Raw genomic sequence first — 19,247 nt, 5'->3', positions numbered from 1 at the left:
TCTCCCCTTTAACCGGCGCGACGTGATGGCGCGGACGATTGCTTGGTCTTGCTTGCAGTTTTCGATGCTGCCTTGCGTGATGTGCCGCGGTTGGCACTCGCAGCCGGGCGCTTCGGCCGGGCTGGCTTTGTGCCCATTCCCGCGCTCTCGCGCAGTGCCTGAAGAAGATCGCTCGGCTTCGACGCGGCCGGTGCCTTTTTCCTTGGCAGCGGCCGACCCTCGATCTTGGCCTTCACGAGTTCGGCTACAGCCGCCTCATAACGGTCGTCGAACTTGCTGGCATCGAAACTGCCTTTTTTGGTGCCGATGATATGCTCGGCCAGGTCCAGCATCTCGCCCTCGATCTTCAGGTGGGGCATCTCGTCGAAGGCGTCCTTCGACGATCGAACCTCGTAATCGAAGTTGAGCGTCGACGCGATCAGGCCTTTGCCGTGCGCACGGATGAGAACGGTGCGCAGGCGGCGAAACAGAACGGTCCGGGCGATGGCTGCCACCTTCGCCTGCTTCATGCCATCGCGAAGCAGAACGAAGGCTTCCTTGCCCATCTTGTCTGGCGCCAGATAGTACGGCTTGTCGAAGTATGTCGTATCGATCTGGGAGCATGGGATAAAGGCGTCAACCCTCAGCGTCTTGTCGCTGTCGGGGATGGCCGCGGCCACCTCGTTGGGCTCCAAAATGACGTATTGACCGTTTTCGACTTCGTAGCCCTTCACCTGGTCGTCACGTTCCACGGCATCGCCAGTCTCGCTATCGACAAACTCGCGCTTCACGCGATTGCCTGTCTTCCGATTGAGCGTGTTGAAGGCGATGCGCTCCGACGACGACGCGGCGGTGTAAAGCGCCACCGGACAGGAGACTTCTCCAAACTTGATATAGCCTTTCCAATTCGCCCGCGGTGACACCATGACGCTCGAACTCCTACGCAACCATGGCGATTCAACCGAATCACCCGGCGAATCGTTCCGAGTCGAAATGAATCTGATTTCAAAGACTTAAGCGTAGTTTCTGTGCCCGTTATGCGAGTCTGCACTAGCCTGATGATTCCATGCATCTTTTGGTCTCCCGGTGCGTTTTCTCATCGCTACACCCATAAGGAGAAAGCCATGAACAAGCGCGAACTGATCGATACTGGAACCGATAAACGCTATGTCCGCCGTGACGAGGATGGCAAGTTCAAGGAAAGCGTCGATGTTGGCAAATCCCTCTCCGCCGACAAGCGCCACAAGGCCAAGAACGAAGCGAAGCCCGGTGAAGGCGATAGAGGTGATCACCACGCCAAGCACTGACCGTTTTGAAGCTCGCGACCTACAACATCAACGGCATCAATGGGCGGCTCGACATCCTCTCGCAATGGCTGGAGGAAGCCGCCCCAGATGTCGTCTGCCTGCAGGAACTCAAGGCGCCGGATGAAAAGTTCCCGCGACGGGCGATCGAGAAAGCTGGCTATGGCGCGATCTGGCGTGGGCAGAAAAGCTGGAATGGGGTCGCGATCTTGGCGCGCGATGCAGATCCGATCGAGACGCGCCGTGTCCTGCCTGGCGACGCAGATGATGATCAGGGTCGTTACATCGAAGCGGCAGTCGATGGCATCATCGTCGGATGCCTCTATCTTCCGAACGGCAACCCGGCGCCGGGGCCAAAATTCGACTACAAGCTCCGTTGGTTCAAGCGTCTCCAAAAATACGCTCAGGAATTGCTCGACCTTGAGGTACCCGTAGCGCTGATCGGTGATTTCAATGTCATGCCGACTGATCTCGACGTCTATAAACCAGAGCGCTGGCGCGATGACGCGCTATTCCGACCGGAGGTCCGCCGCGCCTATGCCGCAATGCTTAAACAGGGGTGGGCGGACGCCATTCGCACGCTCTATCCAGACGAGCGGATCTACACGTTCTGGAATACTGGCGCAATTCGTTCGAGCGAGATGCCGGCCTGCGCATCGACCATTTTCTTCTCAGCCCATCGCTGGCGACCAACCTGAAATCGGCCGGTGTCGATCGTTGGGTTCGCGCCCTGCCAAAAACCAGCGATCATGCGCCCGCGTGGATCGAAGTGGATTGAAGAATGAGCGCGAAGTCCTCGGTTGGAAAGGGTGGCAAGTCCAGCTCGGAGACGAAATACCCCGACACGCCCGATGGACGTTACTTTGTCGTTCGAGGCCGGCTTTGGCGGAAAAGCAACCCGGCGCTGTCACCATCGCTCCGCGACGAGCTGGTGAAGGAGCTCATGTCAGCGCGCCGCGACGTTCGGAAATTCAAGGGAGACCCGCAACGCATGTCCGAAGCGCGTGAGCGGGTTGATGCCGTCAAGGTCGCGCTCGGCGAGCGTGGGCCGGTCTGGTGGAATGACGGGGCGCCAGATTTCAACCGGCATCTGGCGGCAAATACCCACTACGCCGATTGGTACGCAGACCTCACATGTTGGAACAAAGATTAAGCTATAAGTCCTTGTACATACTCTAAAAAAGACGCGGGGGTGGACGGCTAGGCCGACAGTTCAGATCCCTTCAAGAGCTTCAAATGTCTCGATCGGCCATGCCTATCGAGGATTCGAAGGCTTGAGCATCTCTGTCACCTTCTGGGCAAGGTCATCAATGGCAAACGGCTTCGTGATCATTTCCATCCCCGGCGCTAGAAACTCAGCACGTGCAGCGGCCGCTGCGGCATAACCGGTGATAAACAAAACATTCAGCGCGGGACGCGCAGCTATCGCGATTTCCGCGAGTTGTCGACCATTCAAGCCGGGAAGACCTACATCGGAGACAAGCAAATCAATTCGCCCTTTGCCTTCAATGAATGGCAATGCCTGCGCACCATCAATGGCTTCTAATACCCTGTATCCAAGCTCTTTCAGGGTATCGACGACAAGCATGCGAACAGAATCGTCATCTTCTACGACGAGTATAGTTTCACCCTTGCCCCGGGGAAGAATGGCCTCCTCTTCCTTCTCAAATGCCGATTGCTCTCCGGTTGCGTGGCTGGCGGGAATATAAAGCTTGATGGTCGTTCCCATTCCGAGCTGGCTGTAGATTCGGGCATGCCCCCCGGACTGCTGCGCGAAGCCGTAGATCATCGAGAGACCCAGACCGGTTCCCTGACCAATTGGCTTTGTGGTGAAAAAGGGATCGAATGCCTTAGCGATGGTCGCCTGTGACATACCGGTACCCGTGTCACTCACAGCGATCACAACGTAGCTTCCAGGCTCAAGGGTCTCGCCCTTGGCAAGGTCGGCTTCGGTGAAAGCTACGTTGTTCGTTTCGATCGTCAATTGGCCGCCGTTCGGCATGGCGTCGCGGGCATTGATCACCAGATTGAGTATGGCGCTTTCCAGCTGATTGGCATCGGTTTCGGCCTTCCAAGTCTCGGCGGCAACGTTGATCGCAAGTTCGATCTGCTCGCCGAGGGTGCGTTGAAAGAGCTCCTCCATGGACGTGACGAGCTGCTTTACGTCAACAGATTGCCGATCAAGCGATTGGCGCCGAGAAAAAGCAAGTAGCCGGTGGGTTAGCGAGGCCGCGCGATGCGCGGAGGAGGTCGCGGCGTCGATGAACTTGTCGAGATCTTCCGTTCTGCGGGCCGCAATCCTTCGCTTAATTATAGACAGAGCGCCAATCACTCCAGTCAACATGTTATTGAAATCATGTGCAATACCGCCGGTTAGCTGGCCGACGGCTTCCATCTTCTGCGCCTGTCGTAATTGGGCTTCCGTTTCTTCCAGGGCGACCTTTTGCTGCTGTTCGACGGTCACGTCACGACCATAGGCGTAAACACGGTCGTCTTCCCGGGACGTCATCCATGAAATCGTCCGAGGGGACCCGTCCTCGTGAGTCATCCTCACCTCGATCTCGGTGTGGATGTTCTCGGCGGCTTTCCTCAGGTCCGATTTCGCCTGGTCGCGATCCTCTGGCCATACAGCGTCGATCACTTTGCTGCCAGTAACCTTATCAGGCGCGTGACCAAGGATGTCGAACCACGAGGGGCTGACATCCCGAAACACACCTGCCGTATCGATCACGACAAGGAGGTCTCGGGAGTTCTTCCATACCCGGTCACGCTCGCGCAGGCTTTCACGAGCGAGCTCTGCAAGCATGTCGTTCGCTTCACGCAAGCTTTCTTGTGTATGCTTGGCTTCGGTAATATCGAATATCACGCCAACATAGCGGCGCCCGTCTGTATGGATGTCGTCAACATACTCGCCGCGCCGCGCGAGCCAGCGCTCTTGTCCGTCACTTGCGCGTCTGATCCGGAACTCAATATTGCCTTCGCTTTGAAGCTCATCCGGCCTGGTGAGATCGATGACAGGTTTGTCGTCGGGATGGATGAGACCATTAAGAGTTCTGACCGGCAGCATTTTGTTGGGATGCAAACCGAATAACCGGCATAGCTGCTCCGAAACGCTGATCGTCCCGTAGCCCACAATGTATTCGAAGGTACCGATTCCACCGGCTGATTGGGCAATGCGGAGCTGCTCATCGACACGCTTTTGTTCAGTAATGTCGATCAAGGATCCAACAAATTTGGCTGGCTCGCCTTCCGCATCGCGTATCGCGCGGCCGCTGGCGCGGACCCAGCGATACCCACCGTCGGCGCGTAAAAGTCTGTATTCCCTGGAAAAAACTTCTGATCCGGCAATTATCCCGGCAACCGCAATCTTTACCCGTTTAAGATCCTCAGGGTGGATGGATACGAAGAAGCGATCGGGCGAGACGCCGTCGGCCAGTTCGACCGGATCCTGGTTCGTGATACCGGCAAACAACGCATCCGCGACGAAACGCTTTTTACTGATATCCCATTCCCACCCACAGGTCGCACCGGCTGCGTCAAGCACTAACTGCAGACGTCGCTGAGCAGCGTTTAGGTCCGCATGTAACTCTTCAATTCTCGGCCCATCGGCATTATCAGCCATCAACTCAGCTCACATTCATCAGACTTGCCTAATCGGTTTCGTTCATCACGCGTTCGATGAAATCAGAAATGAGCTGCTTCAGCTTCTCCAGAGAGGGCAGGTCCATGATCATCGCGATATATCCGCGAATATTTCGTTCCCGTACCGAGAAGTTGATATAGAGAAACAACACAAAGCTTGCGTCTCGGCTGCTGTTGTGTGCATCAAACAATAGGGTGCTGTCGCCGCGCCGGACATCCGGCAGGGACATTTTTAGGCTGTGCTGCAGCATATTCGCCATAGAGCCTAGACAGCCATTCAGAATGACGTTGCCGGTCTCGGCCAGGGCTTCGTCTTCCATTTCGAGAAGTTCAGCCTCTTGCATCTCGTCGCCGACTATTGCGCGCACGAGCGAAAGCCCATTGCTCTGCGGGAAAATCAGGAGCGCGCGTCCGGAAAAGGGGCCGTCGAACTGCTGCTGTACTGCGATGAGGGATTCGCTCTCCCGCTGCCCAATCAACGACGCTGCGGACCTTCGTGTGACGATCTCGACTGAAGGTACAGAAAGGAGGACTTCCTTGTTGACCATTTTTCGTAAGCTTGCTGCGGCACGGCTAACCCCTATATTAACAAGCTCTGTGAGCGCGTCGCGCTCCAGTTCGTTCAGATCTGTCGTGTCCGCTATCATGTGCCTGCCTTCTTGAGCCGAAGAGCAGCTCCTGATATGAACGGACCGAGTGCATCCTGGGTAACGGGTTTTGCGACAAACGTGGCGTTTAAGGCACGGACCCGGGCGATAATTTCATCCTGAACATTGGCTGTGATGACTGCGATCGGCATGTGAGGATGCGCGGAGCGCAATTCAGCTGCCAACTCCAGCCCGTCTTTGTCGGGCATGTTGAAATCCAGTATGGCGACGTCGATCTGCTGAGATCCGACAAGGGCCAAGGCATCCTGAGCGCTGCCAGCTTCCACACGCGTCCAGTCAGGCTGCAAAGCGGCAAGCGCCTTACCTGCCACGATTCGAGCCAATTTACTATCATCTACGACCAGAACCGTGACCGTCATTTTACCCCCGAAGTCCTCGCGACCATCGGGCCGCATATATGCTGGAACACTTATTTGCCTGAAGACGCTTTCGCAAGTTCGAGAGACGATCCTCAGGCGTCTTTCTCATAGACTGACTTTCACCGAAGCCAAGACCTTATCCGATATCAAGGTTGAGACGGAGGTCTCTGCTATCCTCGGCCTGAAAACCATCAATGCCTGCCAAAGGGCTGTATGGATCGTCGTCGCGGCGCTCAGATCTATATGTAGGTCAGGATGGCGATCCATGTAGTCCACCAGCACTTCGACTTCCTCGACGCCGCATGGCCCAGTCAGCCGGATTGCCTTGTCATCGACGCTAACAGTCATCGGATCAACTCCTTGAGATCCAGGACGAGCAGCACCCTGCCGTCGCCGAGGAGTGTTGTGCCGGCTATGCCTGTCACACCCTGCAGCAGACCCGACAGCGGTCGCGAAAGGGTTTCGGCCCTCTCGGCAATTGCATCGACAACCACGCCGATCCGGTCTTCCCCGGCTCGGGCCACCAGAACCTTCAAGTCCGAACCCGCGGCGTTCGCGTGCGGGATCTGCAGCAAGTCGGCGAGATCAAGCAAGGGGATGGTGCGGTCGCGCAAAATGAATGCACGGCCCGCCCTGATTGGCTGAATGGCCTGTGTTGGCACTTTCACGGTTTCAAGGATGTCGGAAATCGGAATCCCGTAACGTTCGCCACCAACTTCAACTACCATCAGTTGTGCCATCGAGAAGCTGATCGGGAGCTTGAGCGTGAAGGACGTTCCGGTTTCAGGCCTGCTTTGCATGTCGAGCGTGCCGCCGAGCCGCTGGATCGAACGCTGCACGACATCGAGGCCGACGCCGCGGCCCGAGAGGTCCGATACCGCGGCGGCAGTCGAAAAGCCCGGCGAGAAGACGAGCTGCAAAGCATCGCCGTCACTCAGGGCCGCCGCGCGCGAGGCGGTCAGCAGGCCGCGGTCCACGGCGGCTTTTCGGATTCGCTCCGGGTCCATGCCCCGGCCGTCGTCGGTCACCTCGATCTCGATCTGATCGCCCCGCTGCCGTGCGCGCAGAAGGATGCGCCCTCTCGCCGGCTTCGATGATTGCACCCGTTCGCCTTCGTGTTCGATACCGTGGTCGAGCCCGTTCCGGATGAGATGGAGCAGGGGCTCAAACAGGTTTTCGACGATCTCCCGATCGGCTTCGACAGTCTCGCCTTCGATCACCAGATCTAGCGCCTTTCCGAGCTTCGTCGACGTCTCTCGGACCAGCCGCGGAAAACGGCGGAACGTCCGCTCCAGAGGGATCATCCGGGCCTTGGTGACGGCGCTGTACAGCGATCCCACCAGCCTTTCGATCTCCTCGTGGCTGGAGCTGATGCGTCTGGCGAGCGCGCTGTCACCCTGGATTCGCGCTGCTTCGGCGAGCGGCACCAAGCCGTTCTTAGCGGTGACCAGTTCACCGGCGATCTCGATCAGCCTGTCGATCCGCGCCGCATCCACCCGCATCGTCGTCTGGCGATCGGCCGAGCGTTCAGGCGGGAGATCTGTTGCGGCGGATTTCCGCTGATCGTCCGGCCGCGGCAACTCCGCCAGCGTCACCTGATCGGGGATGAGGCGAAATTCGGCTTGCAGCTTCGACAGCGGCCCATCGCAGATCGCCTCGATCACCAGGGTGCAGCGGAAGGGATCATAGTCTCTCAGAGAAGGAGGTGGCTCTCTGAGCGAGAGCGACAGATGTCGAAGCCCGGGCAGGCGCGCGACCAACGCCAGAGGATCGTCGCCATTGAAGAAGCATTCCGGGTGCGGTTCGTAGCGAATGGCGATCGCCGCCCCGTGGGCATCGGAGGAGAGTAGTTCGGCAAGTGAGATCGCCCAATCCGGTATTGTTGTCGATGGGCCCGTCGGTTCGTGGGTTTCGCGCCCGATCATTTCGCTGGTCAAAAGTCCCAGCAGCCGGGAGGCTTGCTTCTCCTGAGCGTCGGACAGATGCCCGGTCTCCACGATTGCGTCGATGCTGTCTTCCACCCATTCGATCACCGATAGAAGCGGATCAACGAGGGTCGCGTCCACTGCAATGGTGCCTGCTCTCGCTTGCGAGAGGAGGTCTTCGCCGCGATGCAGGACGTCCTGCATCGGGCCGAGGTCGAAAAGGCCGACGGAGCCCTTCAGCGTATGTACCGCCCGAAAGGCGCTTTCCAGATGTTCGCGATTCCCGGTATCCGCTTCAAGTGCCATCAGATCGTCCGAGGCCTGCTGGACGAGTTCGCGCGCCTCGATGGCGAATTGTTCGATCAATTCATCCATCTATCTGTGTCTCGTCTCGCGATAAACGATGGCATCGGGAAAACGCACCGGTTCGAAGGTCTCCGATATCCTCGACATCGACTCGGTATGGCCAAGGCATACATAGCCGCCGGGATAGAGCATTTCATGAATGTTCCGCGCCGCAGCCTCGCGGGCAGCCTCGTCGAAATAGATAAGCAGGTTGCGGCAGAAGATCACGTCGAAACGACCGATCGCGGCAAGGCTCTGGCGATCGACGATATTGCCCTTGGCGAAAGTGACCGATTCCCTGAGATCGTCGATCAGCCGACGCTGCTGATCCCGTTCGGGTTCAAAATAGCGATCGAGAAGATCGGAGGGAAGTTTGGAGAGCGACCGCTCGCCGAAATAACCGTCGACCGCGCGGCGCAGAATGTCGGTATCGATATCTGTACCGACGATCTCGATATTGTAGGCATCGACCAGCGCCCAGTTTTCGAGCAGCCAGATTGCAATGGAGTAGGGTTCCTCTCCGCTGGAGCAGGGCATCGACCAGATGCGGATCCGGTCGCCCGGATCCTTCGCGCGGATGAGGTCGGGAAGGATCGAATTGCTCAGGCATGCGAGCTGGTGCAGTTCGCGATAGAAATAGGTCTCATTGACCGTGACGCTGTTGATCAGTCGTTCGGATTCACCAAGATCGCCACGCAGTATCGAAATGTAGTCCCTTACCGATTGCGCCCGCCGCTGACGCACCAGATCAGTGATGCGGCGCTCGATGTAATAGCGCTTCGTCTCACCAAACACCATGCCGCTGCGCTTGTAGATGAGCGCGCAGATTTCCTCGAGGTCGCCCGCAGAAAGAGGCTCTTCTTGGTATTTCTGGGAGATGATTGGCGGCACGGCCATCAGCAGACCCGATCCACAAGGTGTTGCCCGATTTGGTCCAGTCGCTTCACCTCTGACGCTCCGCCGCGCCGTACCAGCTCGCCCGGCATTCCCCAGACGATGGCAGTCTCCTCGGCTTCGGCAATCGTGTAGCCGCCGGCAGACCTGAGTTCGGCCATGGATGTCGCGCCGTCGTTGCCCATGCCGGTCATCAGGACGCCGATCAAGGATTGCGCCGGCAGGTGCTTCATCGCCGAGCGTACCATGCGATCGACGCTCGGATGCCACCGAAATTCGGGGTCGCTCGGCGCCGCCATCGCCACCAGAGCCCCGGCGCGGGAAGAGATCAGGATATCGGCGTCACCCCGGGCGATGTAGATATTGCCTGGCTCGAGCCGCGTTGGCCGCGCGACTTCCGTAACGCTCATCGCGCAAATCTTGTCGAGGCGCTTGGCAAGGGGGCCGGTAAAAGAGGCGGGCATGTGCTGCGCGACAACGATTGGCCATTTGAACCCGGACGGCAACCGGGCAAGCACCGCATCAAGCGCCGGAGGGCCACCTGTCGACGTGCCGACCAGCACCAGCCCATGGCCCGCCACACCTTCGGTCATGGGACGGGACGCGGTGTGCCGAGGTTTGGAAGGGGATATCGGTGCGGACGGCAGGGGCTGCGCGAGGCGGACGCGCTCTGCGAGCCGGCGGCTGCGCCGGATGCGCACGGAGGCGGCGATGCGGACCTTTTCTACCAGGCGGGGGGCCAGTTCCTCGATGCCGAGGGAAATGGCCCCGCTCGGTTTTGCGATGAAGTCGACGGCGCCGATTTCGAGAGCCACCAAAGTCTCCTCCGCTCCCTCCTCGGTGAGCGACGAGACCATCACCACGGGGCAGGGGTGCTCGAGCATGATGCGGTCGAGACATTCCAGGCCGTTCATCCGCGGCATATGGATGTCTAGCGTGACCACGTCGGGGCGAAAGTCCGAGATAAGCTTCAACGCCTCGTCGCCGTCGCGGGCAAACCCGATCTCGAAATCCGGCTCCGCGCCGAAAATCTGGCCGAGCAGCTTCCGCATCAGGGCGGAATCTTCAACAATCAGGAGACGGATCATGGTCAGATGTCGCCCGTCTTTTCCTCGGTACCGGCCTTGCGCTCGGTGATGGCGGCGACCACGTCCCGCTCCGCTCTCGTCAGAAGCTCCTGCGGATCGAGCAGAAGCACCATGGGTCCATCCGCTTCGATATGGGCGATGCGGTCGAAAACATCCGTCTGCTCGGAAGAAAACTCGGGCGCTGGAGTGAGAGCGGCTGCGGGGAGGGCCTTGACCTCCGTCACGGCGTCCACGACGAAGCCCGCCTGCAGCTTGCCGATCGTCACGACGATCGCGCGTGCCGCTGCTGCCTGCACCGAGGCCGGGCTGTCGAAGCGGCTTCGCTGGTCGATCAATGGGATGGGCCTGCCACGCAGATTGATGACCCCTGTCACGAAGGCAGGCGCGCCGGGCATACGGGTGACATCGACTGGCACCCTGATAACTTCGTCCACAGAGGCGATAGGAAGACCGTAATTTTCCTCGCCCAGCTGGAAGATCAGGAACTGTTCAATTGCTTCCGGCGCTGTCTCCATCGATACGGCTCCTGCTCTCTGGCCAATGGCCTTTGCGACCTCGTCATGACCGAAAAGCCTATCTGGTGACAGGATAGAGATCAGTCGTCCGCCACCCGCAATTCTGCCGATCGCCGCGATCTGCGCATCGCCGCCGCCACGCTGCAGGACTGCGGGAACGGAATCGATAGCGTGCTCCGGTAGGCGATTGATGACCTCTATAGCGTCGACGACAAGACCGATCAGGTCACCCTTATGCTCAACAACGACGATTCGCCCATGGTCAGCGGACGATTTTGTGACTTCGAGAGCCATCAGCGACGCGAGCGACACCAGCGGCAGGACGCCGTTGCGCAGGGACATTAGTCCGATTACCGCTTCCTTTCCGTTAGGCAGTACTGCAAGATCATCAGGAATGATAGCGACTTCACGCACTTGTTCGAGGGGCAGTCCGTAAAGCTGACCCGCGACGCGAAACGACAAAACAGGCATTAGCGTCAAGCTTGACCGGCTGCCAGCGTCGCGCTCGATGGAGTCCGTTCGCCCTAACGGCGCCCGCCGTGTGGTCTTGAAAGCGGCATCGAGAAGATTGCCTAAGCCCTCGAGCGGTGTTGCGCTCGTATCCTCGGAAAGCGTGAGCACGTCGTCAACGAGCAGGCCGACAGCTCCGCCGTGATCATAGACGATGATCTTGCCGCCGTGGCGGGAGGCATGGTCGTCTCGGGATAGGATCTGCCCCATCGAAAGGACCGGTACCGGCCGCCCCCGCAGGTTTGTGATACCCTTCAGGGCCGCCGGACCATTGGGCACCCGGGTGATGTGGCCGGCTCTTACCACTTCCAGAACCCCAGCGGCGTCAATCTCGTGGCTTTGCCGTCCGACCCTGAATACGAGCCGGCGTCGTAGGTCCGCCGTCAAAGGGGAGCTTTCCATCGTGTCAGCTTCCCGACATCTGGAGTTCGTCTGCCAGCGATGCGATTTCCTCCACGGCTGCGGCCAAGTCTTCCGCACTGCGCGACTGCTGTCGCGCCGCGGTGGCGGCCTGTTCCGAGGCAGCGCTTGCCTCTTGGGCAACGGAGGCGATCTGCTGCGTGCCGGCCTGAACCTGCGTGGCCGCAATGAGAATTGCCTGCGCGGCTTCCAGAATGGAGGCATTGCCGCGCACTATCGCTTCGACGTCGGCTTCCGCTGCGGACAGAAGATCGACGATCAGCTTGCCCTTGGCGATCTCCGCTTCGGAAGCCGCCACGGTCGCTTCGAGCTCGCGCTGAACGGCGAGCATCTGGGCTTGTATCGACCGCACGTTATCCTTGATGCCTTCGATGTTTTCCGCGGCATCCTTGGCGAGCTTGCGGATGTCAGTGGAGACGACGGCAAATCCGCGACCGGCCTCACCGGCTCGGGCCGCTTCCACCGAGCCGCTGACCGCCAGCATGTTGGTCTGGACGGCGACAAGCACGATCCGGTCGACAATGCGCTCTATCTGAAAACCGATCTCGCTAAGCGAGTTGAGGTCCGCCAAGGCATTGCGGGTTTCGGTCAGGGCGTCGGAAATTCCAGATGCGATGCCCATCAGGTTGGCCTTGTTCTTTGCCAGTAGGGCCTTGATTTCCTGGCTCCGCCCGCTTGCCTGTTCGGCACCTGTCTGAGCCTGCGAGGCACTTTTTTCGATCTGGACCATCGCTGCATTGGCCTGCTGGGTGGCGGCCGCCTGGGCTTCAGCGCCGCGGCTTATCTGCTCAACGGCGATCAGGATTTCGCCGGCGGCGCCGGAAAGCTCCTGGACGGTTGCTGAGAGTTCTTCGGCGGCCGAACTCAGTTCTTCCGCCCGTGAGGACCGGCCTCCTGCGTTCATCAGTTCGTCGGCAAGAGTGGCCAGCGCCTGAGCCGTCTTCTGACTTTCCTCCAGCGCCGAACTCTGCTGTTGTACCGCGCGTTGCGCTTCTGTCGCCGCCGCCGACTGTTCTTCTGCGGCGGCAGCGACCGTTTCGGCACCCTTCTGCGCCTCTCGGGTCGCCACTTCAGCCTCGACAGCCGCTATCAGGATTTTCTGGCTGTTTTGCGAAAGAGCGCTCAGGCCCGAACGGATGGCGTGCAGTTCTTCGGCGACAGCCCGTCCAGAGGCCGTTTGCTCGCGCGCCTTGGTCGCAGCGGAATTCGACCGAGCGGCAATCCGGCGGACGCCGTCGACGATCGTCTCGGCGTGCTGGTTGACGTCACGCGAGCTGCGCTCGGCAACTTCTGCCAACGAGCGGACTTCGTCGGCGACCACGGCAAAGCCGCGACCGTCATCACCGGCGCGTGCGGCCTCGATCGCGGCGTTAAGCGCAAGCAGGTTGGTGCGATCGGATATATCGGCAACGGCGACTGTGGTCGCGCCGATCATCTCAGCCTGCGACTGCAGCTTCTCTACGATTGCGACCGAGGCTATCTGGCGCGAGGCGTTGGTGTCGATGGCGATGACCGACGTGTCGATCTGTGCTGCGGCTTCCAGCACGGAGACCTGGAGTTCCTCGGCGCGTTTGCGGGCGGCCTCTGCTTCGGATCGGGCATCGGTGAACCGCGCGGAAAGGTGCGTGGTGGCAGAAAGGGATTCGTGCGCTGCGCCAGCTGCTTCTTCCGCGCCGCTGGCGATTTGCTCGAGCGCGCGGCGAAGCTCTTCGGCGGCCGAAGCCGCCTCGGTAACGCCGGTCGATAACTCTTCCGTCGCTGCACTGATCCGCTCGGCTGCCTTTTCCTGGCGCATGCGGGACCGATCATGGGTGCGGCGTGAAACCGCTGACTTGTCCCCTCCATTGTTCGCCCTGGAGCCTGATGTCAACACTTTGCTCGCGGCCGGCTGTGCGCCCAGTTGGGAAGTCTTTACCAGTGCCATAGGAATGTCCAATGTCTGTGGGCCTAAGATGCATGCTTGCGCAGTATGGCGCCGAGCATTCACACGGCAGCTAACTCTTTAGATTTTTATGGCTTAAAGGCCTGCGCAAAGCAATCTTTCCGACCCGGGTAAAGCATCAGCTCACGGATATGGTTTATGACGGTTGATGTCATAGGGTTTTCAGAGGAAGGGAGTTCTGCTCGGCAGCTCATACTTCGCAAAGTTCCTGCGCCTAATCCGTATCAGCAGGCAACAATTTTGGGCGCGGCTGTAGCCGCGCCCCAGAGTCATTACACAACGGGAGGAGAAGCCTTGCCAAGCTTGACCGAAGGTTCACGCCCCCAGACCCGAAGCTTGCCGAGCTCCTGGATGAAAGCCGCGATCTCGTTGCTGTTCTTGATCGTGAGGGTGCCTTCATCGAGGGAGCCGGAGATGCCAGCTTTGTCGAGGAGTGGCAGCGCGGACTGATCATAGCCGATATACTTGCAGTGCTGGAAAGCGTCGGCAACGAAGTCGCGGGCGGTTGCTTCCTTGACCAAGTCATCGATCGCCTGGTGAGTCGCCATAGTGAACTCCTACGAGAGAATGGTGCCGTATTGGCGGAACTGCCGGTGTCGTGCCACCATGCGCCGTTAACACGTTTCCGCCATATTTGTTCCACTGCGGGATCGAAGCGGCCGGGCCACCGGACGATGAATCTGCTTCAAGCTCGGCTAAATATTATACGCTGCGCCTAACATATCTGATATCCCACTCCCAGATCATCGCAGACACAGACGTAGGCCTGCCATCGCGGCCCGCGGATGAACCCATGCGCGACGTCCCGCCGTCGCTACCAACGAGGACACTATGAAGCAGCCAGGTCGCTCCAATCTCTCAAAAAAGACCTTGGGGCTCGACCCTGCTGTCGCGGTCGGCCTTGTCGGCGCAGTCGTCTTCTTCCTCATCAGCGGCGTGGTGGCATACTTCAATCTGCTGTCATTGGAAGACGGCAACGAGAGGGTTGTGCAGACACACGTTGCGATCGTCGCGCTGGACGAACTGCTTTCGCACGTCCAGGACGCCGAGACCGGTCAACGCGGCTTCCTTCTGACGAACAATGATGGCTATCTCGCGCCCTACAATGCAGCCCTTCGAGCGATCCCTCCGCAACTGGAGAAGATCGGCGAGTTGACAGGCGCTAATCCGGGCCAAGGCCAGAGGCTGACGACGCTGAAGCGGCATGTTGACGCGAAACTTGCCGAACTCGCTCAGACGATCGAGGTCCGTCGATCCCAAGGTCTTGAAGGAGCACTGGCCCTCGTCAACTCGGATAGCGGCAAGCTGGAGATGGACGCGATCCGAGCCCAGATCGCGGCGATGGCGGAGGGGGAAGCACAAGTCCGTGTGCAGCGGCTAACGGATATGAAAAGCGCCCAACGACAGGCGCTTTGGAGCACACTGCTGTCAGGGGCTCTCGGTCTGCTGTTGACCGGCACGATCGGGTTCCTGGTCAGGCGTGCGACGATTGCTCGCCGCCGTGAGGAGTGGCTCCAGTCCGGTCAGGTCGGTCTCGCCAATGCCATGCTGGGCGACCAGCCGATCGAACGGCTCGGCAACAGCATTCTCGACTTTCTGGCGCGCTATGTTGGCGCCGTCGCCGGCGCCGCCTATTCCGGTGACCATAACAACTTCCAGCGTGCCGCGGTTTATGGTGTCCCCGATGAAAAAGTCATCCCGGCCGGGTTCCGGTCGAGAGAGGGTTTGCTCGGACAGGCGGCCGCGGAGGGCAGAGCCATGGTGGTCGATGACGTGCCGGACGGCTATCTGTCCTTCGGGTCGGCGCTCGGCTCGGATAAGCCACGACACCTCGTCATCTTGCCAGGCAGCGTCGACGGCGCCGTCAACGCCGTGATCGAACTCGGCTTCCTGCGGCCGGTCGATGAAAGCACGATCGCCCTTCTGGACCGCGCGTCGGAAGCAGTCGCCGTTGCCGTACGGTCGGCCACCTATCGCAGCGAACTGCAAAACCTGTTGGAAGAAACACAGAGGCAGTCTGAAGAACTGCAAACGCAAAGCGAGGAACTCAGGGTCTCCAACGAGGAACTGGAGGAACAGGGCCGGGCGCTCAAGGAATCGCAGGCGCGCCTCGAACAGCAGCAGGTCGAGCTCGAACAGACCAACTCGCAACTTGAAGAACAGGCGCAGCAACTGGAGGGACAACGCGACACTCTCGAACAGGCCAACGCCGCCGTCCAGCTCAAGGCGCGTGAACTCGAGCAGGCGAGCCAATACAAATCCGACTTCCTCGCCAACATGTCTCACGAGCTTCGTACCCCCCTGAACTCCTCCCTCATCCTCGCCAAGCTGCTGGCCGATAATCCGGAGGACAACCTGACCGAGGAACAGGTCAAATATGCGAAGACGATCCAGTCATCCGGCAATGACCTTCTGAACCTGATCAACGACATTCTCGATCTGTCGAAGATCGAGGCTGGCCACGTTGAAATCCGGCCCGAGACTGTTTCGATCGAGCGGCTGACGACCAATCTCCGCCAAATGTTCCAGCCGCTGGCGGCCGACAAGAAGCTGAGTTTCGTCATCGAGGTCGATCCGGATTGCCCGCAAACAATCGATACGGATCCGCAGCGGCTTGAACAGGTGCTCAAGAACCTCCTGTCCAACGCCATCAAATTTACCGAAGCGGGCCAAGTTTCCATGTCGGTTCGGAGCATGCCTGACAAACACATCGCGTTTTCGGTAGCCGACACGGGAATTGGTATTGCCGCCGATCAGCAGCAGAGTGTCTTCGATGCCTTCCACCAGGCCGACGGCACCATCAGCCGCAGGTTTGGCGGTACGGGGCTCGGCCTTTCCATCTCTCGCCAGCTCGTACGCCTGCTCGGCGGTGCCATCGACCTTGAAAGCCAGCCGGGCGAGGGAAGCACGTTCACGGTGACCGTTCCGCAAATCTACGATCCGGCGAAGGTCACGCCGCGCGATGTGAGACCCAGCACTGCGGTTGCGCCGATCACATCGCAGGCGGAACCTGCTCGTCAAGCAATGCCGGTTCGCAAGGTCGATGACGATCGCCATGCGCTGACGGAGGAAAAGCGCGTTCTTCTCGTGATCGAAGACGACGAAGCCTTTGCGTCCATTGTACGCGATCTGTCGCGCGAGATGGGCTTCCAGTCGATCGTTGCCGGAACTGCCGAGGAGGCGCTGAACCTCGCGAAGGAATTCCGGCCGAGCGCGATCGTGCTTGATGTCGGATTGCCGGATCAATCCGGTCTTGCGGTTCTCGACCGTCTCAAGCACGACGTGCAGACGCGCCACATTCCCATTCACGTCGTCTCGGCAAGCGACCATACCGAAACCGCCTATTCGCTCGGTGCCGTGGGGTATCTCCTTAAGCCTGTAAACCGGGAACAACTCGTCGACGTGCTGCAGAAGTTTGAAGCCAGGCTTTCGCAAGGCGTGCGCCGGGTGCTGATTGTCGAGGACGACCCAGTGCAGCGCGAGGCCGTCGGCAAACTGCTGGCCTCGCACGACGTAGAGACCGTAACGGCAAGCACGGCGGCAGAGTGCCTGGAACTCCTGAAGCGGGAAACCTTCGACTGCATGGTTCTGGATCTCTCCCTGCCGGATGCATCCGGCTACTCTCTCCTGGAAACGCTCAGCCAGGAAAGTGCCTACGCTTTCCCGCCCGTCATCGTCTATACCGGCCGCGACCTTACGGCCGATGACGAGCAACGGCTGCGGCGTTATTCGAAGTCGATCATCATCAAGGGGGCGAAGTCACCCGAACGGTTGCTGGATGAAGTAAGTCTCTTCCTGCACCAGGTGGTTTCGGAACTGCCGGCCGAGCAGCAAAAGATGATCCGCAAAGCTCGCAGCCGCGACGCCCTTCTCGAAGGTCGACGGATCCTCGTAGTTGAGGACGACGTGCGCAATGTCTATGCGCTCACCAACATCCTCGAGCCGAGGGGTGCGATCATTGAGATCGCCCGAAACGGCCGAGAGGCACTTGATGTCCTGGAAAAATCGGCGCCAGACGCGCCGGTCGATCTCGTGCTCATGGATGTCATGATGCCGGTCATGGACGGGCTTACCGCGACACGTGAGATCCGCAGCAATTCGAAATGGAGAAAGCTGCCGATCATAACCTTGACAGCCAAGGCCATGCCGGACGACCAGCAGCGCTGTGTCGAGGCCGGCGCCAATGATTACATGGCAAAGCCGCTAGACGTTGAAAAACTCCTGTCGCTCGTTCGCGTCTGGATGCCCAAATGACGGAGATGCTTGCGTCGGAAAAGATAGAGGACATCGAGATCAGGCTCCTGCTGGAGGCGCTGTTTCTCAAATATCACTATGACTTCCGCAGCTATGCGATGGCGTCCATCAAAAGGCGGCTCAAGCAGGCGCGCGAGCAACTGGGGTTCACCACCTTTTCCGCCATGCAGGAAAGCCTCTTGCGCGACCCCGACATGTTGCCCCAGATGTTGCGGTTCCTGACGGTACAGGTCAGCGAAATGTTTCGCGACCCTTCCTACTTCAAGGCGATACGGGAAAAGGTCGTGCCGCATCTGCGGACCTATCCGTCGATCAAGGTGTGGATCGCCGGCTGCAGCGGCGGCGAGGAGCTCTATTCCCTGGTCATCCTGTTCCGTGAAGAGGGTCTGGAAGAACGGACGCTGTTCTATGCCACCGATATCAATCCAGAGGCGCTCAAGACGGCAGAGGCAGGAATATTCGCTCTGGATCGGCTGCAGCTTTTCACGGAGAACCACCGCAGATCAGGCGGCAAGTCTTCGTTATCCGATTATTACCAGGCGGCTTATGGCAAGGTCACCTTCGACAAAACGTTGCGGCGCAACGTGGTTTTTGCCGACCACAGTCTGGTGACCGACGCGGTCTTCGCCGAGATGCATCTGATCTCATGTCGCAACGTGCTGATCTATTTCGACAGAGATCTGCAGGATCGGGCACTGGGGCTGTTCAAGGACTCGCTGGCCCGAAAAGGGTTTCTGGGGCTTGGCGCCAAGGAAAGCCTACGGTTCTCACGCCATGCCGGTGCGTTCGAGGACTTCGTAAGGGAAGAGAAACTCTATCAGCGGCGGGGCGACTGATGACGATCGAACCAGAGGCTGTGGTGATCGGAGCTTCGGCGGGCGCCCTCGAAGCGCTCTCGGCCATTCTTCCCGCTCTGCCGGCCGGCTTCCGGATGCCGGTCCTGGTCGTGGTCCATGTTCCGCCGGACCGGCGCAGCGCACTGGCCGAACTGTTTCGGGCCAAGTGCAAGCTTCCGGTCGAGGAGGCGGAAGACAAGCAGCCGATCACCGGCGGCACGATCTATTTCGCGCCACCAGCTTATCATCTATTGGTTGAGGTGGATCGGACGGTATCGCTGTCGAGCGACGAGCCGGTTCTTTTTTCCCGGCCCTCGATCGACGTGCTGTTCGAAACTGCGGCCGACGCCTATGGCCCGGCGCTGATTGCAATCGTGCTCACCGGCGCCAATCAGGATGGCGCAAGGGGTCTGAAGGCTGTCGTTGAGGCCGGAGGAACAGCCGTCGTCCAGGAGCCTGCGACCGCTTTCGCATCGGCCATGCCGGAAGCCGCAATTCTAATGTGCCCCAGCGCGAATGTCATGTCGCTGGGAGCAATTACCCAATATTTGAAAGAGGTTTGAGAC

The 19,247-nt window shown here is 59.5% G+C and carries 15 protein-coding genes and 2 pseudogenes; 6 read left to right on the top strand and 11 right to left on the bottom strand.

The window, feature by feature from the left end:
- Positions 1-8: 8 nt before the first annotated feature.
- Positions 9-905, bottom strand: coding sequence for a non-homologous end joining protein Ku (ku, locus tag DEM27_RS27985; RefSeq protein ID WP_109461545.1), 897 nt, complete (start codon positions 903-905; stop codon positions 9-11).
- A 198-nt stretch (positions 906-1,103) separates the two neighbouring features.
- Here ku and DEM27_RS27980 point away from each other — a divergent pair, with 198 nt between their 5' ends.
- The 3 genes and pseudogenes from DEM27_RS27980 to DEM27_RS27970 all read left to right on the top strand — a co-directional run bounded on the left by DEM27_RS27980 (position 1,104) and on the right by DEM27_RS27970 (position 2,436).
- Positions 1,104-1,286: a hypothetical protein gene (locus DEM27_RS27980; protein WP_109461544.1), complete on the top strand. Its 183-nt coding sequence runs from the start codon at positions 1,104-1,106 to the stop codon at positions 1,284-1,286.
- 5 nt (positions 1,287-1,291) lie between these two features.
- Positions 1,292-2,061: pseudogene (gene xth, locus DEM27_RS27975) on the top strand (exodeoxyribonuclease III).
- A gap of 3 nt (positions 2,062-2,064) precedes the next feature.
- On the top strand, positions 2,065-2,436 hold the full coding sequence (locus tag DEM27_RS27970; protein ID WP_109461543.1) for a hypothetical protein: 372 nt from the start codon (positions 2,065-2,067) through the stop codon (positions 2,434-2,436).
- A gap of 102 nt (positions 2,437-2,538) precedes the next feature.
- Here DEM27_RS27970 and DEM27_RS27965 read toward each other — a convergent pair whose 3' ends face one another.
- The 10 genes and pseudogenes from DEM27_RS27965 to DEM27_RS27920 all read right to left on the bottom strand — a co-directional run.
- On the bottom strand, positions 2,539-4,905 hold the full coding sequence (locus tag DEM27_RS27965; protein WP_109461542.1) for a hybrid sensor histidine kinase/response regulator: 2,367 nt from the start codon (positions 4,903-4,905) through the stop codon (positions 2,539-2,541).
- 28 nt (positions 4,906-4,933) lie between these two features.
- Positions 4,934-5,572 (bottom strand): chemotaxis protein CheX, encoded by a 639-nt coding sequence (locus DEM27_RS27960; protein ID WP_109461541.1) that lies wholly within the window; start codon positions 5,570-5,572, stop codon positions 4,934-4,936.
- Positions 5,569-5,952: a response regulator gene (locus DEM27_RS27955; protein ID WP_109461645.1), complete on the bottom strand. Its 384-nt coding sequence runs from the start codon at positions 5,950-5,952 to the stop codon at positions 5,569-5,571. Before DEM27_RS27955 ends, DEM27_RS27960 begins: the two co-directional genes overlap by 4 nt.
- Positions 5,953-6,057: 105 nt before the next feature.
- A complete protein-coding gene (locus tag DEM27_RS27950; protein WP_109461540.1) occupies positions 6,058-6,300 on the bottom strand; it encodes a hypothetical protein in 243 nt (80 codons plus the stop codon).
- On the bottom strand, positions 6,297-8,252 hold the full coding sequence (locus DEM27_RS27945) for a chemotaxis protein CheA (protein WP_109461539.1): 1,956 nt from the start codon (positions 8,250-8,252) through the stop codon (positions 6,297-6,299). The genes DEM27_RS27950 and DEM27_RS27945 overlap by 4 nt, the downstream gene beginning before the upstream one ends.
- Positions 8,253-9,119: a CheR family methyltransferase gene (locus tag DEM27_RS27940; RefSeq protein ID WP_109461538.1), complete on the bottom strand. Its 867-nt coding sequence runs from the start codon at positions 9,117-9,119 to the stop codon at positions 8,253-8,255.
- Complete coding sequence (locus tag DEM27_RS27935; protein WP_109461537.1) at positions 9,119-10,204, bottom strand: protein-glutamate methylesterase/protein-glutamine glutaminase; 1,086 nt, start codon at positions 10,202-10,204, stop codon at positions 9,119-9,121. The genes DEM27_RS27940 and DEM27_RS27935 overlap by 1 nt, the downstream gene beginning before the upstream one ends.
- A gap of 2 nt (positions 10,205-10,206) precedes the next feature.
- Positions 10,207-11,631 (bottom strand): chemotaxis protein CheW, encoded by a 1,425-nt coding sequence (locus DEM27_RS27930; RefSeq protein ID WP_109461536.1) that lies wholly within the window; start codon positions 11,629-11,631, stop codon positions 10,207-10,209.
- Positions 11,632-11,635: 4 nt separating this feature from the next.
- A complete protein-coding gene (locus tag DEM27_RS27925) occupies positions 11,636-13,444 on the bottom strand; it encodes a methyl-accepting chemotaxis protein (protein WP_245446177.1) in 1,809 nt (602 codons plus the stop codon).
- Positions 13,445-13,863: 419 nt separating this feature from the next.
- A pseudogene (locus DEM27_RS27920) lies at positions 13,864-14,124 on the bottom strand (type 1 glutamine amidotransferase family protein); the annotation flags it as partial.
- A 298-nt stretch (positions 14,125-14,422) separates the two neighbouring features.
- On the opposite strand from DEM27_RS27920, the gene DEM27_RS27915 reads away from it, so the two are divergent.
- The 3 genes from DEM27_RS27915 to DEM27_RS27905 are packed head-to-tail and all read left to right on the top strand — an operon-like array spanning position 14,423 to position 19,244.
- Positions 14,423-17,845 carry a response regulator gene (locus DEM27_RS27915; protein WP_109461534.1) on the top strand — a complete coding sequence of 1,141 codons (3,423 nt, stop codon included), beginning with the start codon at positions 14,423-14,425 and terminating at the stop codon, positions 17,843-17,845.
- Positions 17,842-18,681 (top strand): CheR family methyltransferase, encoded by an 840-nt coding sequence (locus DEM27_RS27910; RefSeq protein WP_420028862.1) that lies wholly within the window; start codon positions 17,842-17,844, stop codon positions 18,679-18,681. The genes DEM27_RS27915 and DEM27_RS27910 overlap by 4 nt, the downstream gene beginning before the upstream one ends.
- A complete protein-coding gene (locus tag DEM27_RS27905) occupies positions 18,681-19,244 on the top strand; it encodes a chemotaxis protein CheB (protein ID WP_109461533.1) in 564 nt (187 codons plus the stop codon). The genes DEM27_RS27910 and DEM27_RS27905 overlap by 1 nt, the downstream gene beginning before the upstream one ends.
- Positions 19,245-19,247 lie beyond the last annotated feature (3 nt).

It is taken from the genome of Rhizobium album (assembly GCF_003122325.1).
Taxonomy (GTDB): Bacteria; Pseudomonadota; Alphaproteobacteria; order Rhizobiales; family Rhizobiaceae; genus Metarhizobium; species Metarhizobium album.
Note: the sequence above shows the minus strand (reverse complement) of the source record. Positions and strands in the feature narration are given on the sequence as shown.

Excerpts from the sequence above, each read along its gene's own strand:
- ku (WP_109461545.1), bottom strand. The coding sequence starts at position 905 with ATGGTGTCACCGCGGGCGAATTGGAAAGGCTATATCAAGTTTGGAGAA.
- DEM27_RS27980 (WP_109461544.1), top strand. The coding sequence starts at position 1,104 with ATGAACAAGCGCGAACTGATCGATACTGGAACCGATAAACGCTATGTC.
- DEM27_RS27970 (WP_109461543.1), top strand. The coding sequence starts at position 2,065 with ATGAGCGCGAAGTCCTCGGTTGGAAAGGGTGGCAAGTCCAGCTCGGAG.
- DEM27_RS27965 (WP_109461542.1), bottom strand. The coding sequence starts at position 4,905 with ATGGCTGATAATGCCGATGGGCCGAGAATTGAAGAGTTACATGCGGAC.
- DEM27_RS27960 (WP_109461541.1), bottom strand. The coding sequence starts at position 5,572 with ATGATAGCGGACACGACAGATCTGAACGAACTGGAGCGCGACGCGCTC.
- DEM27_RS27955 (WP_109461645.1), bottom strand. The coding sequence starts at position 5,952 with ATGACGGTCACGGTTCTGGTCGTAGATGATAGTAAATTGGCTCGAATC.
- DEM27_RS27950 (WP_109461540.1), bottom strand. The coding sequence starts at position 6,300 with ATGACTGTTAGCGTCGATGACAAGGCAATCCGGCTGACTGGGCCATGC.
- DEM27_RS27945 (WP_109461539.1), bottom strand. The coding sequence starts at position 8,252 with ATGGATGAATTGATCGAACAATTCGCCATCGAGGCGCGCGAACTCGTC.
- DEM27_RS27940 (WP_109461538.1), bottom strand. The coding sequence starts at position 9,119 with ATGGCCGTGCCGCCAATCATCTCCCAGAAATACCAAGAAGAGCCTCTT.
- DEM27_RS27935 (WP_109461537.1), bottom strand. The coding sequence starts at position 10,204 with ATGATCCGTCTCCTGATTGTTGAAGATTCCGCCCTGATGCGGAAGCTG.
- DEM27_RS27930 (WP_109461536.1), bottom strand. The coding sequence starts at position 11,631 with ATGGAAAGCTCCCCTTTGACGGCGGACCTACGACGCCGGCTCGTATTC.
- DEM27_RS27925 (WP_245446177.1), bottom strand. The coding sequence starts at position 13,444 with ATGCGCCAGGAAAAGGCAGCCGAGCGGATCAGTGCAGCGACGGAAGAG.
- DEM27_RS27915 (WP_109461534.1), top strand. The coding sequence starts at position 14,423 with ATGAAGCAGCCAGGTCGCTCCAATCTCTCAAAAAAGACCTTGGGGCTC.
- DEM27_RS27910 (WP_420028862.1), top strand. The coding sequence starts at position 17,842 with ATGACGGAGATGCTTGCGTCGGAAAAGATAGAGGACATCGAGATCAGG.
- DEM27_RS27905 (WP_109461533.1), top strand. The coding sequence starts at position 18,681 with ATGACGATCGAACCAGAGGCTGTGGTGATCGGAGCTTCGGCGGGCGCC.